General features: G+C 57.5%; 14 protein-coding genes. 11 read left to right on the forward strand and 3 right to left on the reverse strand.

Annotated features, from left to right (window positions below; genetic code table 11):
• Window positions 1-35 precede the first annotated feature (35 nt).
• Window positions 36-530 carry a hypothetical protein gene (locus tag ACEN2J_RS04955; protein WP_442103776.1) on the reverse strand — a complete coding sequence of 165 codons (495 nt, stop codon included), beginning with the start codon at window positions 528-530 and terminating at the stop codon, window positions 36-38.
• A gap of 171 nt (window positions 531-701) precedes the next feature.
• On the opposite strand from ACEN2J_RS04955, the gene ACEN2J_RS04960 reads away from it, so the two are divergent.
• Both ACEN2J_RS04960 and ACEN2J_RS04965 read left to right on the forward strand, forming a co-directional pair.
• Window positions 702-1,613 (forward strand): pirin family protein, encoded by a 912-nt coding sequence (locus tag ACEN2J_RS04960; RefSeq protein ID WP_442103777.1) that lies wholly within the window; start codon window positions 702-704, stop codon window positions 1,611-1,613.
• 144 nt (window positions 1,614-1,757) lie between these two features.
• Window positions 1,758-2,450 (forward strand): metal-dependent hydrolase, encoded by a 693-nt coding sequence (locus ACEN2J_RS04965; protein ID WP_442103778.1) that lies wholly within the window; start codon window positions 1,758-1,760, stop codon window positions 2,448-2,450.
• Window positions 2,451-2,677: 227 nt separating this feature from the next.
• Here the strand turns inward: ACEN2J_RS04965 and ACEN2J_RS04970 are convergent, their stop codons facing one another.
• Complete coding sequence (locus ACEN2J_RS04970) at window positions 2,678-3,130, reverse strand: nucleoside deaminase (protein ID WP_442103780.1); 453 nt, start codon at window positions 3,128-3,130, stop codon at window positions 2,678-2,680.
• Window positions 3,131-3,275: 145 nt separating this feature from the next.
• Between ACEN2J_RS04970 and ACEN2J_RS04975 the strand changes: the two genes are divergently transcribed.
• The 9 genes from ACEN2J_RS04975 to dtd all read left to right on the forward strand — a co-directional run bounded on the left by ACEN2J_RS04975 (window position 3,276) and on the right by dtd (window position 12,531).
• Window positions 3,276-4,358: a pseudouridine synthase gene (locus tag ACEN2J_RS04975; protein ID WP_442103782.1), complete on the forward strand. Its 1,083-nt coding sequence runs from the start codon at window positions 3,276-3,278 to the stop codon at window positions 4,356-4,358.
• A 237-nt stretch (window positions 4,359-4,595) separates the two neighbouring features.
• A complete protein-coding gene (locus tag ACEN2J_RS04980; protein ID WP_442103784.1) occupies window positions 4,596-5,471 on the forward strand; it encodes a 5-bromo-4-chloroindolyl phosphate hydrolysis family protein in 876 nt (291 codons plus the stop codon).
• 36 nt (window positions 5,472-5,507) lie between these two features.
• Window positions 5,508-6,692: a toxic anion resistance protein gene (locus tag ACEN2J_RS04985; RefSeq protein ID WP_442103785.1), complete on the forward strand. Its 1,185-nt coding sequence runs from the start codon at window positions 5,508-5,510 to the stop codon at window positions 6,690-6,692.
• Complete coding sequence (locus tag ACEN2J_RS04990; RefSeq protein WP_442103787.1) at window positions 6,658-7,710, forward strand: DUF2927 domain-containing protein; 1,053 nt, start codon at window positions 6,658-6,660, stop codon at window positions 7,708-7,710. The genes ACEN2J_RS04985 and ACEN2J_RS04990 overlap by 35 nt, the downstream gene beginning before the upstream one ends.
• A gap of 9 nt (window positions 7,711-7,719) precedes the next feature.
• Complete coding sequence (locus ACEN2J_RS04995; protein ID WP_442103788.1) at window positions 7,720-8,829, forward strand: SPFH domain-containing protein; 1,110 nt, start codon at window positions 7,720-7,722, stop codon at window positions 8,827-8,829.
• Window positions 8,830-8,832: 3 nt separating this feature from the next.
• Entirely contained in the window at window positions 8,833-9,939 is a 1,107-nt protein-coding gene (locus tag ACEN2J_RS05000) for a primosomal protein N' (replication factor Y) - superfamily II helicase (protein ID WP_442103789.1), read from the forward strand.
• 203 nt (window positions 9,940-10,142) lie between these two features.
• Window positions 10,143-11,099 (forward strand): phosphoribosylaminoimidazolesuccinocarboxamide synthase, encoded by a 957-nt coding sequence (locus ACEN2J_RS05005; protein ID WP_442103790.1) that lies wholly within the window; start codon window positions 10,143-10,145, stop codon window positions 11,097-11,099.
• Between the two features lie 71 nt (window positions 11,100-11,170).
• Entirely contained in the window at window positions 11,171-12,091 is a 921-nt protein-coding gene (locus ACEN2J_RS05010) for a carbohydrate kinase family protein (RefSeq protein WP_442103791.1), read from the forward strand.
• A complete protein-coding gene (gene dtd / locus ACEN2J_RS05015; protein WP_442103792.1) occupies window positions 12,088-12,531 on the forward strand; it encodes a D-aminoacyl-tRNA deacylase in 444 nt (147 codons plus the stop codon). The genes ACEN2J_RS05010 and dtd overlap by 4 nt, the downstream gene beginning before the upstream one ends.
• 81 nt (window positions 12,532-12,612) lie before the next feature.
• Here dtd and ACEN2J_RS05020 read toward each other — a convergent pair whose 3' ends face one another.
• Window positions 12,613-14,508: an acyl-CoA synthetase gene (locus ACEN2J_RS05020; RefSeq protein ID WP_442103794.1), complete on the reverse strand. Its 1,896-nt coding sequence runs from the start codon at window positions 14,506-14,508 to the stop codon at window positions 12,613-12,615.
• Window positions 14,509-14,596 lie beyond the last annotated feature (88 nt).

Genomic DNA, 14,596 nt, shown 5'->3' on the forward strand with positions numbered 1-14,596 from the left:
AATCGGCGGGCGTTTGCGCGGTTAACGGGTTAGGTTTACTGGCCGCGCTCTGCGATCAAGGCCGAAACCACCTCGGCCATAAAACGCGCGGGCTGCGATGGTGTCACGCCGCCGATGCCCACACGCTTGCCAGTCCGCCACCAAAGCCCCGGCACCCACGCAAACCCCATGCGCTGATACAACACCAACGAAAACCCGTGCGACGGCTTTAGCGCAAAGGCCCCACGCGAAACCTCACGCACATTCGACATCTCGGCCAGCAGCCGCCCCGCATCATCGCGCAACCCGCTCGTCGTTAAAACCAATCCCGTGGCCGTCGCCCGCCATGTCAAATAGGTGCCAAAAAATACCGCGCCGCCAAGCGCCATCAACATCAGGCGCAACACCATTTGTTCGCGCGGAAACCCCAGTGCAAGGCTGATCAACACACAGCCCAGCGCAATCTGCACCACAACCCCCATCACCCGACGGGGCTGCGACGGGTCCAACCGCGCCAATACCTGCTCGGCCTCAACCACTTGATCTGTCATTCCATGCCCTCCTGCGTGCTGCCCAATCGCTATAGCAGGTTGCGCAGGCATATCCAGCCACCCAACCCCCTAATGTGCCACCGCGCACAGGCGCCCTGCATGCCTGCGCAGTTGTCTCACCCCGAAACACCCCCTAGCTTTCACGCAACAAAGCAACCCAAGGAGGCCAAAATGTCCATTCGCCCCGTCACATCCGAAACCCTTGCAGAGGCAACAACCGAAGGCGCAGGCGTCCACCTGCACCGCGCGTTCGGATTTCACAACCCCGAGCAGATGGACCCGTTCTTGATGTTCGACGACTTCCGCAATGACAACCCAAACGACTATAACAAGGGCTTTCCGTGGCACCCGCACCGCGGCATTGAAACCATCACCTATGTGCTGGCTGGCACCGTCGATCACGCCGACAGCTTGGGCAATACCGGCAGCTTGGGCGCAGGCGATGTGCAATGGATGACTGCCGGATCAGGCATCCTGCACCAAGAAATGCCGCATGGGAACACTGCGGGCCAAATGCACGGCTTCCAGCTTTGGGCGAACCTGCCAGCCCATCTCAAGATGACTCAACCGCGTTATCAAGATGTTACCAGTAGCGACATCCCCGAAATCATCGACGATGACGGCACCGCCGTGCGTGTGATCGTGGGCAATTTCTGGGGTAAGTCAGGGCCGGTTGATGGTATCGCCGCCGATCCGCAATACCTTGATATTTCGGTGCCAGCAGGCCTTAAGAAAACCTTTAAAATCGACACACGGAAATCCGCCTTCGCTTATGTGTTTGAAGGGAAAGGAAACTTCCGAGACGCCAGCCACCCACGCGGTGTTCTGCTGGAAAAAGAGGTGCGCGGCCAAGAGGTGAACATCCGCGACATGTCCGGCAACCGCACATTGGTTCAGTTCGGTTCAGGGGATGAAGTGACCGTGCAGGCGGGCGAACAAGGCGTCCGCTTTCTACTGATCTCGGGCGCACCTTTGCGAGAACCTGTGGCGTGGCACGGCCCCATCGTGATGAATACGCAGGCCGAAATCAGACAAGCCCTCAGCGATCTGCGCAACAATACCTTCATCAAACCAGCCCACTAATCCCCGCAAACGCCTTCGAATTTTCGTCGAAAATTCGAAGGCCACCGCCACGTCTCTTGCACTTGAACGCGACCCGCCGCAAACTCCCCCTATCAAAACCAGTCGGCACCAAAAAACCAGTCAGCACCAAAGCAGGAGACCATCATGCAACTCACTTGGCTCGGCCACTCCAGCTTTCGCTTGGAAATTGAAAACGCCACCCTGCTGATCGACCCGTGGCTAACGGGCAACCCGATGTTCCCCGAAGCCCAAACCGAGGCGGCAATCGCAGGCGCAACGCATATCCTGCTGACCCACGGCCATGGCGACCACGCCGCCAACGCCCTCGATATTGCCAAAACGTCAAATATTCCAATCGCCTGCATCCATGAACTCTCGAAAATCCTTGGTGCTGAGGGGGCGCAAACCATCGGCTTTGGAAAAGGCGGCACCATAGATATGGGCGGTGCCAAGGTGACTATGGTCAACGCCTCGCACTCCTCAACTATCGATTTCAAAGGCGGTGCACCAAGCGCCGCAGGCTCTGAGGCAGGCTTTATGATCGCAGGCGAAGGCCACACGATTTATGTTTCAGGCGATACCGACATCATGGCCGATATGGACTGGATGGGCGATTATCACAAACCCGATATTGGCATCCTTTGCGCAGGCGGGCATTACACGATGGACATGAAGCGCGCCGCCTATGCCGCCAAACGCTATTTCAATTTCAAAACCGTGATCCCCTGCCACTACCGCACCTTCCCGATTTTGGAACAGTCGGCGCAGGCGTTGATTGACGGCCTGCCCGGCGTGGATGTGATTGAACCGCAAGTGATGCAACCCATCACCATCTAGCCACAGTTTACAACGATCCGTCTGTTTAGCTTGCCGGTCTCGCGGCCACGTTTCACAGGTTGCTGCATCCTACTCCATACATCAGGGCACCCCGAGCAACATTCAGCATGGCTTCATGCGATTCTACCTGTTTTCGCTGCTATTTCGGCACCCGTAGCTATACCCAATTCCTGCCCGGCCTGTATTACCAACACCCCGCCGCTCCACACAGACGGCGGGGCAACGCTTTACAATCGTTTGCTTGCAAAAAATCTCCGCAACATTGCGCTCGATTCCTCAGCCGCAATTCCCTCATAAACCTCGGGCACATGATGGCACTGGGGGTGCGAAAATACACGCGCGCCAACCTCTACCCCACCCGATTTCGGGTCAGATGCGCCGTAGTACAACCGCGCAATCCGCGCCCCCGAAATTGCCGCCGCACACATCGGGCACGGCTCCAGCGTGACATATAGGTCATGCCCGCCCAACCGCTCGGTCCCCAGCGCCCGACACGCCGCGCGGATCACCAAAACCTCGGCATGTGCCGTCGGATCGCACAATTCGCGCACCCGATTGCCGGCCCGCGCAACCACGCCATCCGGCCCAACCACAACAGCACCCACAGGCACCTCTCCACGCGCACCTGCCGCCCGCGCCTCTTCCAGCGCGATCTCCATATATGAGGTAAATCCAACCATGGCGCAGCCTTGCCTCACCCCCTAATAAAATTCAATCCCTCCCTTGCCCCTCCCTCTATTTGAAAATACCCTCTGGTTTCCGGGGATGGAAAACCCCCGGCGCTTTGCCACGTCGCGATGACGTCGCCAGAAAAGGCCGACCCTAATGACCAACCCTCCTGAAAAAACCCCAGAAGGCGACCGTATCGCCAAAGTTCTCTCGCGTGCAGGCGTGGCATCACGCCGCGAAGCAGAGCGGATGATCGAACTTGGCCAAGTTGCCGTAAACGGCAAAATCATCGACAGCCCCGCCCTTAACGTCACCCCAAGCGACCGCATCACGGTTGATGGCCAGCCCATTGGCCAACCCGAACCCGCGCGTCTCTGGCTCTATTACAAACCCGACGGCCTCGTTACCTCGAACAACGATGAAAAAGGCCGCGACACGATTTTTGATCACCTGCCCGAGGACCTTCCGCGCGTCATGACCATCGGACGCCTCGATCTTAACTCCGAAGGGCTTTTGCTGCTGACCAATGACGGCGGGTTGAAACGTAAGTTGGAGCTGCCCTCCACCGGCTGGCTGCGCAAATACCGCGTCCGCATTAACGGCAACCCTACCGATGTCGATCTGGAACCCCTGCGCCGTGGCATCACGGTTGAAGGTGAAAAATTCCAGCCGATGATCGTCGTCCTTGACCGTATCCAAGGCGCGAATGCTTGGCTGACTGTCGGCCTGCGCGAAGGCAAAAACCGCGAAATCCGTCGCGCGATGATGGCCATCAACCTAACCGTAAACCGCTTGATCCGTGTCAGCTATGGCCCGTTCCGGCTGGGTGAAATGACCCCGAACGAGGTGACCGAAGTCAAAGGCCGCGTGCTGCGCGACCAGCTGGGCCAACGTGAGCTGCCCGAAGACGCCGTGGCCCCCAGCCCCCGCGCCAAAGGCCCGCGCATTTCGAAACCCGGCGCAAAGCTTGGTGCAAGGCCCGATGCAAGGCCCAGTGCAAAGATCGGCACAAAACCGTTGGCAGAACCAACTTTTAAACGCGGCCCAAAACCTGTTGATGCCGCCAAGCCCGGCCCCGCGCCAAAGCCGCGTTTTAACAAGGTCCGCATCCCAGCCGCAGACGCGCAGGTCGTCGAAAAACCGAAACGCGCAAAGCCACCGGTCAAACGCACAGCGCCGTCGCGCAACGCCGCACAGCCCGCTGCAAATAAGGGCAAACCGGCAAATCGTCGCCCATGAAACGCGAAAGCGGGGAATAAACTCGGCTTTTCCCCGCTTATCCCGCTAGTATGACCAGCCCGCAATACCTATAGTTAGGGCGTGAAACGGGCCGTTTGCGCGGCGGCTTGCCGAAAGGCACTGGGCCGCGCTTGTCTGAATAAAGGGGCTGTACATGTCTTCAAACGGGTTGAAAACGCTATCCTTCTTCCTTCTGGTGGCGCTGACCTTTTACATCGCAAGCTTGGGGGCCGTCTGATGGCACAACGCTTTGGCGGCAAATTCAGCCCGACCGGTGCCCCTTCGGCGCCCGCGCCTGATAAAAACAGCTTTCACTCCAAACGCCCCACCAAGGCGGGGTTTCGGTCAAACCTGTTGTTTTTTCTGCCGATCCCTTTTCTGTGGAAGGCATTTTTTGGCGACCCTGTCACGCTTATCCTCGGCCTATTTGCGGCCGCACTTATGCTTTTGGGCGCATGGATGACCCGCGAAGGCCTGTTCGCCCAAGAGGCGTATGAGGCGCGCAGCATCGCCCGGCGCCCTGCCCTGCCGCGCAAAGTTATCGGCGCGATGCTGATTGGTGCAGGCCTCGGCTGTGGTGTTCTGATGTCGGGGCAAGGCAGCGTCATCGCAGCGGCCCTTGCAACGCTTGCCACGTTCTTGCACCTCGGCGCTTTCGGATTTGACCCGCTGGCAAATAAGGGCGTCGACGGCCTTGATGATTTCCAAACCGACCGCGTGGCCAAGGCCGTAGATACCGGCGAGGCGCATCTGAAAGCGATGAAAGACGCGATTTTGCGTGCCCGCGACCGCCAGCTTGAAGGCCGCGTCGATCATTTTGCAGATACCGCCCGCGCCCTGTTTCGCACGGTTGAAAATGACCCCCGCGACCTGACTGCCGCCCGCAAATACCTTGGCATCTACCTGCAAGGCGCGCGTGAGGCGACGGTCAAGTTCGTCGATCTTTACGCCCAAAGCCGTGATGCGAAAATGCGCGCGGATTATGACGCGCTGCTGACCGACCTTGACACCAACTTCGCCAGTCGCACCACCGCGCTTCTGGCTGACAATCATACCGACCTGAATGTCGAAATCGAAGTGCTGCGGGAACGCCTGGCCTTTGAAAACCGTTAATCTGCGCCTCTAGCGCAAAAGAGTGAGAATAGTCCCATGGCCGAATCCATCCAACAACAAGCCGCCGCCGCCCTAGCCGAAGTAGAAGCCGTCACCGCCGTTGTGCTGCCCGAACCGGGCCGCGACTTGGTAACACTTGACGCCGCCACACCCGCCCATGCCGCCGAAATCCAAAAACGGATGGCGGAAATTGATATGGGCAACACCCAGTCGATCATTTCCTTCGGATCGTCGGCGCAGGTCGAATTGCAAGTGATTTCGCAAGCGATGCTGGCAGATGTGAAAAACAAAGATGTCGGCCCCGCCGGTGACAGCCTGCGCAATATGGTCAGCACCATCCGCGGCTTTTCGGTCTCGGAACTTGACGTGCGCCGCCAACGCACTTGGTGGGAAAAACTGTTGGGCCGCGCGGCACCTTTTGCCAATTTCGTGGCCAAATTTGAAAACGTCCAAGGCCAGATTGACAGCATCACCGAAACCCTGCTGGGCCATGAACATACTTTGCTGAAAGACATCAAATCGCTGGACGTTTTGTATGACAAAACCCTGACGTTCTATGATGAGTTGGCACTGTACATCGCAGCAGGCGAAGCCAAGATCAAAGATCTGGATGCCAAAGATATTCCGGCAAAAGAAGCCGAAGTCGCCGCCGTTGCCGAAGAGAAGCAAGTGATGAAGGCGCAGGAACTGCGCGATCTGCGCGCCGCCCGTGATGATCTGGAACGCCGCTTACATGACCTGAAACTGACCCGTCAGGTCACCATGCAATCGCTGCCTTCGATCCGGTTGGTACAGGAAAACGACAAATCTTTGGTTACCAAGATCAACTCCACCTTGGTGAACACCGTGCCTTTGTGGGAAACCCAGCTGGCCCAAGCCGTGACCATTCAGCGGTCGCGCGAAGCCGCCGAAAGCATCCGCGCGGCCAATGATCTGACGAATGACTTGCTGACCTCGAACGCCGAAAACCTGCAACAGACCAACCGCATCGTGCGCACTGAAATGGAACGCGGCGTGTTTGATATTGAAGCGGTGAAAAAGGCCAATGCGACTCTGATCGCCACGATCAACGAAAGCCTTGCAATCGCGGACGAAGGCAAAGCCAAACGTGCCGCAGCCGAGGTTGAACTGGTGAAGATGGAGCATGATCTGCGCGACACCCTTGCCTCGGCCAAGGCGCGCAAAGATGGTTTGGGCGATACCGTTGGTGTCAAAGCGTAAGTCGACAACAGAAAGCACAGCTATGCAAACCGTGGTGGCGCGCATGCCAAACACTCTGCTCCGCACCGTTAAGGCCTTGAAAGGGGCGGCATATTTTGCCGCCTCTGCGGCGCTTTTGGCGTGCTGTGCGCTGACCACCCCACCGATGACCGGGCGGGCCACGCTGCCGCCGCAACCGCGCGGGACCGAAACCCAAACACCGCCCCCGCAGTCGGCCGCCAGCGAAAACCTGCGCAAATACTACGCCGGCGTGCAGGCCGAGCTGTTGTCACAAGGGCTGATGCGCACTGATACCGGCGCAAGTGACGCACCTTTTAATGCCCGGATGTTGGCGACCAACTTTATACGCATCGCGTTTTTTGATGAATTCGACAGCTCTTCTGGCAGGCTGGTTGCGCGCGCCACTGAAAAACGTCTGCGCCGCTGGGATAAACCCGTGCGCGTGGGCCTCGCCTTTGGCAACTCGGTGCCACAAAGCACCCGTGCGACTGAACGGGCGCGCGTCGCGTCTTTTCTGGCGCGGTTGGAGCGGCTGACCGGCCATTCCATCAAACTGGCCGATAGCGACATAAACTTTCACCTGCAAATCCTTAACACCGATGAAATTCAGACCATCGGCCCTACCGTTCGCCGCGCTGACCCCAACGTGGGCGCACCAGAGCTGGACTCGATCATCAACATGCCCGAATCGACCTATTGTCAGGTAACCTATTCGATTGATGATGCCACCAATCTGATCGAGCGCGCCTTTGCCATTATCCGCGCGGAACACCCCGACTTGCTGCATCTATCCTGCCTGCACGAAGAAATCACCCAAGGCCTCGGCCTGCCAAATGACAGCCCACAGGCACGCCCCTCGATCTTTAACGATGATCAGGAATTTGCCCTTCTCACCCCGATGGATGAGATGATGTTACGTATGCTCTATGACAAACGCCTGACGCCCGGCATGTCTATCACACAGGCACGCCCCATCATTGACCAACTCGCCCAACAACTTGTCGGCGGCGACAGCTAGGAGCCAAAAATGGTTTTCGACTTTCTCAAAGGCCAGTTCATCGACGTCATCGCTTGGACGGATGACACCCGCGATACCATGGTTTGGCGGTTTGAACGCCACGGCAATGAAATCAAATACGGGGCCAAGCTGACCGTCCGCGAAGGCCAAGCCGCTGTTTTCATTCACGAAGGCCAGATGGCCGATGTATTTGGACCAGGCATGTACATGTTGGAAACCAACAACATGCCGATCATGACGGCGCTGCAACATTGGGACCACGGCTTTCAAAGCCCGTTTAAATCCGAGATTTATTTCATCAACACCACGCGTTTCAACGATATGAAATGGGGCACCAAAAACCCGATCATGACGCGCGATCCCGAATTTGGCCCTGTGCGCATCCGCGCCTTTGGCACCTATTCGATGCGTGTCACCGACCCTGCGAAATTCATGCATGAAATCGTCGGCACCGATGGTGAATTCACCGCCGATGAGATCAGCTTCCAAATCCGAAACGTGATCTTGCAAGAAATGAGCCGCGCTTTGGCGGCCTCTAAAATCCCTGTTTTGGATATGGCCGCGAATACCGCCGATCTGGGCAAGCTGGTCGCCACCGCGATCAACCCGCAAATCGCAGAATACGGGCTGTCGCTGCCTGAACTCTATATCGAAAACATCTCGCTGCCCGAAGAGGTTGAAAAGGCGCTGGATAAGCGCACCTCAATCGGGATTGTTGGCGATTTGAACCGCTACACCCAATTCAGCGCCGCCGAAGCGATGGCGCAACCCGGCTCGGCTATGGGCGCCGCGATGGGGGCTGGCATGGGTGCAGGAATGGGGATGGCCATGGCACAAAATACGGGACCATGGGGCGCTATGCCAACCGCCACCGCGCCCGTGCAAACCCCACCACCGCCACCACCGCCAGCACCCGAAACGCTGTGGCACACGGCCGAAAATGGCGCCACTGCAGGCCCCTTCTCACGCAGCCACCTTGGCCGCATGATTACCGAAGGCAGCTTTGCCCGTGGCACATTGGTCTGGACCGCGGGCCAAGACGGTTGGAAACCTGCGGGCGAGATCGCCGAATTGGCGCAGCTTTTCACCGTGGCACCGCCACCCCCTCCTGGGGTGTAAAACGTGACCGCCGAGCAAGAACACCATTGGCCCTGCGACAGTTGCGGGGCCGACCTGCGGTTTGCGCCGGGCCAAACAGAATTGGTCTGCGACCATTGCGGCAATGTGCAACAAATTCCACAAGCGGCCCAAAGCGGGTTAACCACCGCGCTTGGCGAACATGATCTTGCGCGCGGGCTGCGTGACGACCTGCCAAACTCGGCTATGGAAGCGCCGCAAACGACCCCATGTCCGAATTGTGGTGCATTGGTTGAATTTACGGGGGCGCATCACGCCGCCAAATGTCCGTTTTGTGCAACGCCTGTGGTTATCGGTACCGGCACAAACCGCCAGATAAAACCGCAAGCGCTCGTACCGTTTCAACTGGATGAACGGACTGCACGCGATGCTATGGGCAAATGGCTGGGGGGGCTGTGGTTCGCCCCTAACGGGCTGGTCGAATACGCCCGCAAAGGCCGTGCGCTTTCAGGTATTTATGTCCCGTATTGGACCTTTGACGCCGCGACCCGCTCGGCCTATTCCGGCCAGCGCGGTGTGTATTACTATGAAACCCGCACCGTGAACGTGCAGGTCAATGGCAAAATGGAACAGCGCCAAGAGCAAGTCCGCAAAACCCGTTGGTACCCTGCTTCGGGGCAAGTTGCGCGGCAATTTGATGATGTGCTGGTGCTGGCCTCTCAAAGCCTGCCCCGCGATTATACCGAAGGGTTAGAGCCGTGGGATCTGGCGGCCCTGCAACCTTACCGGCCCGACTACCTCGCAGGGTTTGTGGCCGAGGGGTACACAGTGGGCTTGGGCGACGGCAATGCGATTGGGCATGATAAAATGGCCCAAGTGATCGCCCAAGACGTGCGCCGCGATATCGGTGGCGATGAGCAGCGGATCAACCGGGTTGAGACCGATCACAGTCGGGAAACGTTCAAGCATATCTTGCTGCCTGTCTGGATGGCGGCCTATAAATACAACAGCAAAACCTACCGCTTTGTTGTGAACGGCCAAACTGGCAAAGTCCAAGGTGAGCGCCCCTATTCCGCATGGAAAATCGCCTTTGCTGTTGTTGCAGCCGCAATCGTCATCGGTGCAATTGCCTATATCAGCCAACAGCAATAACCCAAAACAGCACCGAGCTTGGGCGATATTCAGCCCCCCTGCGCCCAGCTCGGCTTTATTTCCGGTCAAAACAGCCGCACCACCCTATGCCAAAAGCCTATGCCAAAAGCCTAGGCCACAAAAAATGAGCGCCTCCAAAACACAGCAAAGATTGACTCTCGCCCAACCCCGCATAAAAGGGCTGCAACCGATAGGAGGCCCTGATGACCGATTTGACCCGCATCCTCGATCAAGCCCATATTCCAGAACTTCCGAACCCTTATTTCGGCAAAGTCCGCGATTGCTATGACTTGCCCGATGACCGCCGCATCCTGATCTCGTCAGACCGGATATCCGCCTTTGACCGCATCCTTGCCGCGATCCCGTTCAAGGGTCAGGTTCTGACCCAAACCGCCCGCTTTTGGTTCGATCACACCGCCGATATCTGCCCCAATCATGTATTGGCCTACCCCGACCCAAACGTTGTGATTGGCAAAAAGCTGACCATCCTTCCTGTCGAAATCGTCGTACGCGGGTACCTTGCGGGGACCACAGGCACCTCTATCCTGACCTTATACAAAAAGGGTCAACGCGAGATGTATGGCCACAGCCTGCCAGACGGGTTGCGTGATAATCAGGCCCTACCGGCCCCCATTATTACCCCCACGTCCAAGGCATTTGACGGCGGCCATGATGAACCTCTGACGGCTGCCGAAATCCTGTCCCAAGGGCTGCTGACGCAGGCGCAATGGGATCGCATCTCGGCTGTCGCCCTCGCGCTTTTTGCCCGTGGTCAGGAAATGGCGGCGAAACGCGGCCTGATTCTAGTCGATACAAAATACGAATTCGGCACCGACACTGACGGTCAAATCATCCTCGCAGATGAAATCCACACCCCCGACAGCTCGCGCTATTGGCTGGCGGATGGCTATCCTGACGCGCTTGAAAACGGAACGCGCCCGCCCTCGTTTGACAAAGATGTCATCCGGTCTTGGGTCGCGGCGCGCTGCGATCCCTATACCGATCCGATCCCCGAAATTCCGCCTGAAATGATCGCTGCCACTGCGCAGGTCTATATCAACGCGTTTCAGGCAATTACGGGTCAGCCTTTTGTGCCCGATACCACGGGTGCCACTCCGCTGGACCGCGTGCGCAAAAATCTGGCACCTTACTTCATCTAAACAACAAAGATGTTTGCGCTAACATCGGCAATTTGCTAAACTAACACAACTTTTCAAACAGGAATGATGTGATGCTCCTTTGTTGCGGCGAAGCCCTGATCGACATGTTACCCCGCCAAACCACGGCGGATGAGGCTGCTTTTGCCCCCTACGCTGGCGGCGCAGTATTTAACACCGCCATTGCAGCGGGCCGCCTCGGGGTCAAAACCAGCTTTTTCTCTGGTCTCTCGACTGATCTCTTTGGCGAGATTTTGGCAAATACGCTTGCCGCCTCAAAGGTCGATGCAACCTATGCTGCACGCTCGGCACGACCCACAACCTTGGCGTTTGTAAAGCTGGTCAATGGCCAAGCAACATATGCGTTCTATGACGAAAATACCGCAGGCCGCTTGCTGTCTATCGACGACCTGCCAACGCTTCCGGCTGAGATTTCGACCCTGTTTTTTGGCGGCATCTCGTTGGTCAATGACCCTGCGGCTTCCGCCTACGCGGCCCTCCAGGCACGCGAAGCACCAACCCGTGTGACCATGATCGACCCCAATATTCGCCCCAGCTTCATCACTGACCAAGCCGCCTATCGCAGCCGCATGAATGCTATGGTCGCCTATGCCGACATCATTAAAATCAGCGATGAAGATCTGCATTGGCTCGAAGGGGCGGGCGATCTGACGACCCTTGCGCACGGCCTTTTGGCACGCGGTCCCAAGCTGGTCTTTCTGACCGAAGGCGCATCGGGCGCACGCGCCATCACCGCCACGCAAAACCGCTTTGTCGCTGGCCAAAAGGTCACCGTTGCCGACACCGTCGGTGCGGGAGACACATTTAATGCCGGCGCCCTCGCCGCCCTTAACACGGCGAACGCCCTGAACAAAACCGCCCTGCAATCGCTGCCCGATGCCACGCTGGACGCGGCCCTCTCGCTTGGAAACCGCGCAGCCGCCATCACCGTCTCCCGTCCCGGCGCCAACCCACCTTGGGCGCATGAGCTGTGAGGGCACTACTGCAACGCGTTAATACCGCCTCTGTTTCGGTTGACGGCAAAACCATAGGTGAAATCGGCCCCGGTCTTCTTATCCTGCTTTGCGCAATGCAGGGCGACACTGAGGCCGAGGCCGACCTCCTGACCGCCAAGATCACCAAACTGCGCATCTTCAAAGATACCGCCGGCAAGATGAATCTTTCGTTAAAAGATACCAGTGGTGCCGCCTTAATCGTCAGCCAATTCACCCTTGCCGCCGATACCTCGCGCGGCAACCGGCCCGGCTTTTCAACAGCGGCCCCGCCAGAAACCGGCCGCCATCTCTATGACTATTTCTCAAAACAAATGCAAAACCTAGGCATCACCATCGCCAACGGCCAGTTCGGGGCCGACATGGATGTCAGCCTCACCAACGCAGGCCCGGTAACAATTTGGCTCGATACAGCCAACTAAAACCGCTTTCTTTTCGGCAAAAATATCCTCAGGGGGTGAATTTTCCTTTAGGAAAAGAGGGGGCAGAATGCCCCCTGCCCTTCATTCCTCGTCAACCCATTCCCAAGGCCGCACGAACTGCCCCAAAACGGCCGTCACAGCCATCTCATCAACGCCCTCGGCACGTGATACATGCGCCACCAAACCCCGTTTCGTATCTTCCACGACCGAGGTCACCTGAACCGGCACGCCCGCAGCAGCCAATGCTTCATTATACACACGCGTAATCGCGAGCCTGCGCAGACCAGGTTTAAACACCTTACCAACGGCGGTTTTTGGCAACTCAGACAATATCTCAATCAGCTTTGGCACAGCGGCACGCTCGTGAATATGCTTGCGGGCAAAGGCCATCAGTTCGTCTTGCGACACCTCGGCCCCTTGGACCAGCTCAACATACGCACATGGAATTTCGCCCGCATGTGCATCCGGCTGGCCAATCGCACCAACCATCGCCACGGCCTCATGTCCAGCCAGCGCCTCTTCAATCTCAGCCGGGTCAATGTTGTGGCCACCCCGAATGATCAGGTCCTTGGCCCGCCCCGTGATAAACAAATACCCGTCCGCATCCATCCTCCCCAAATCGCCGGTGCGCAAATACAGCCCTTCGGCAAATAAATCATGGTTTTTGTCTATCTCGGTATAGGTCGAGCCGGGGAACACACCGGGGTTTGAGACACAAATCTCACCCACCTGATCCACGCCGCAGTCAATCACACCATCGGCCGAGTGATGCAAAATCCGCACATGCGTATAGGGCAAAGGAATACCGACCGAGCCGATTTTCTTTTTCCCCTGCGGTGGGTTACACGATACCAGACAGGTGCATTCCGTCAGACCATAGCCTTCGATAATCTGCACGCCGGTCGCTTTCTCAAACCGTTTAAACAGCTCCAACGGCAATGGCGCCGAGCCCGAAAACGCCCCGCGCAAGCTGCTGACATTCGCATCAATCGGCCGTTGCATCAGCGCCGAAAGCGCGGTTGGCACGGTGATCATATAGGTGATCTGCCAGCGCTCGACCAATTTCCAGAAATTATCAAATACCCCGTCACCGCGATAGCCAGCAGGGGTCGGAAACACTACATGCGCCCCGCTACCGATCATCGACATCAAGATAGGGTAGATCGCAAAGACGTGAAACATCGGCAACGGGCAAATCACCACATCCGATTTATCAAAAATCAACTGTGATCCCAGCCAGCCGTTATACACCATCCCCGAGACTTTATGCTGCGCAACCTTGGGCATACCAGTCGTCCCGCCCGTGTGGAAATAGGCGGCAACGCGGTCATCCAACACATCTTCGAAAACCAGTCGGTCCGCCGGATGGCGTGCCAGTTCAGCATTAAAATTCAACACTCTGGCATTGTGGGTCACAGGATTCTTGGGCCTCACCAGTGGCACAATCCAGCTTTTGGGCGGGCTCAGATAGCGCTTTAGATCAATCTCAAGCACCGTTTTCACCTCGGGTGCATGGCGCACCGCTTCGGCCACCCTTTGCGCTACTTCCGTCTTGGGGAATGCCTTCAGCGTCACCACAACCTTGGCCTTGGTCTCGCGCAAGATCGAGCTGATTTGGTCAGCATCCAGCAGCGGGTTGATCGGGTTCACAATGCCCGCGACAGACCCGCCAAGCACCGTCACCGCTGTCTCAACGCAATTGGGCAGCACAAAGGCCACCACATCGCTTGGCCCAATACCAAGGCTACGAAACATGTTCGCGGCCTGCGTCACTTGGCCATGATACTGCGCCCATGTCAGCGTCTCGGCGCTATCGGTTGGGCCGGATTGCAGCTGAAAGCTAATGGCATTTTTAGCACCATGCGCCTCGCGCGTCCGGCTCAGAAATTGATAGATAGACCGCGCAACATCACGCTCTTCCCACGGTTTTTCCATCTCAATCGCATCGCGGTCCGCAACCGACACAAACGCTTTCATCCAAAGTCCTCCCCTAGCGCCCGCATTTCGACTGTGGGGCATTTTCGTTAAAGAATGCTGTTTTTTAGGCAGTGTCGCAAGCAAAGAC

Origin of the sequence: Pseudorhodobacter sp. W20_MBD10_FR17 (genome assembly GCF_052119765.1) — a bacterium.
Classification (GTDB): domain Bacteria; phylum Pseudomonadota; class Alphaproteobacteria; order Rhodobacterales; family Rhodobacteraceae; genus Pseudorhodobacter.

Excerpts from the sequence above, each read along its gene's own strand:
- ACEN2J_RS04980 (WP_442103784.1), top strand. The coding sequence starts at position 4,596 with ATGGCACAACGCTTTGGCGGCAAATTCAGCCCGACCGGTGCCCCTTCG.
- ACEN2J_RS04995 (WP_442103788.1), top strand. The coding sequence starts at position 7,720 with ATGGTTTTCGACTTTCTCAAAGGCCAGTTCATCGACGTCATCGCTTGG.
- ACEN2J_RS05010 (WP_442103791.1), top strand. The coding sequence starts at position 11,171 with ATGCTCCTTTGTTGCGGCGAAGCCCTGATCGACATGTTACCCCGCCAA.
- ACEN2J_RS04960 (WP_442103777.1), top strand. The coding sequence starts at position 702 with ATGTCCATTCGCCCCGTCACATCCGAAACCCTTGCAGAGGCAACAACC.
- ACEN2J_RS04955 (WP_442103776.1), bottom strand. The coding sequence starts at position 530 with ATGACAGATCAAGTGGTTGAGGCCGAGCAGGTATTGGCGCGGTTGGAC.
- ACEN2J_RS04985 (WP_442103785.1), top strand. The coding sequence starts at position 5,508 with ATGGCCGAATCCATCCAACAACAAGCCGCCGCCGCCCTAGCCGAAGTA.
- ACEN2J_RS04965 (WP_442103778.1), top strand. The coding sequence starts at position 1,758 with ATGCAACTCACTTGGCTCGGCCACTCCAGCTTTCGCTTGGAAATTGAA.
- ACEN2J_RS04990 (WP_442103787.1), top strand. The coding sequence starts at position 6,658 with ATGGTTTGGGCGATACCGTTGGTGTCAAAGCGTAAGTCGACAACAGAA.
- ACEN2J_RS05020 (WP_442103794.1), bottom strand. The coding sequence starts at position 14,508 with ATGAAAGCGTTTGTGTCGGTTGCGGACCGCGATGCGATTGAGATGGAA.
- ACEN2J_RS04970 (WP_442103780.1), bottom strand. The coding sequence starts at position 3,130 with ATGGTTGGATTTACCTCATATATGGAGATCGCGCTGGAAGAGGCGCGG.
- ACEN2J_RS04975 (WP_442103782.1), top strand. The coding sequence starts at position 3,276 with ATGACCAACCCTCCTGAAAAAACCCCAGAAGGCGACCGTATCGCCAAA.
- ACEN2J_RS05005 (WP_442103790.1), top strand. The coding sequence starts at position 10,143 with ATGACCGATTTGACCCGCATCCTCGATCAAGCCCATATTCCAGAACTT.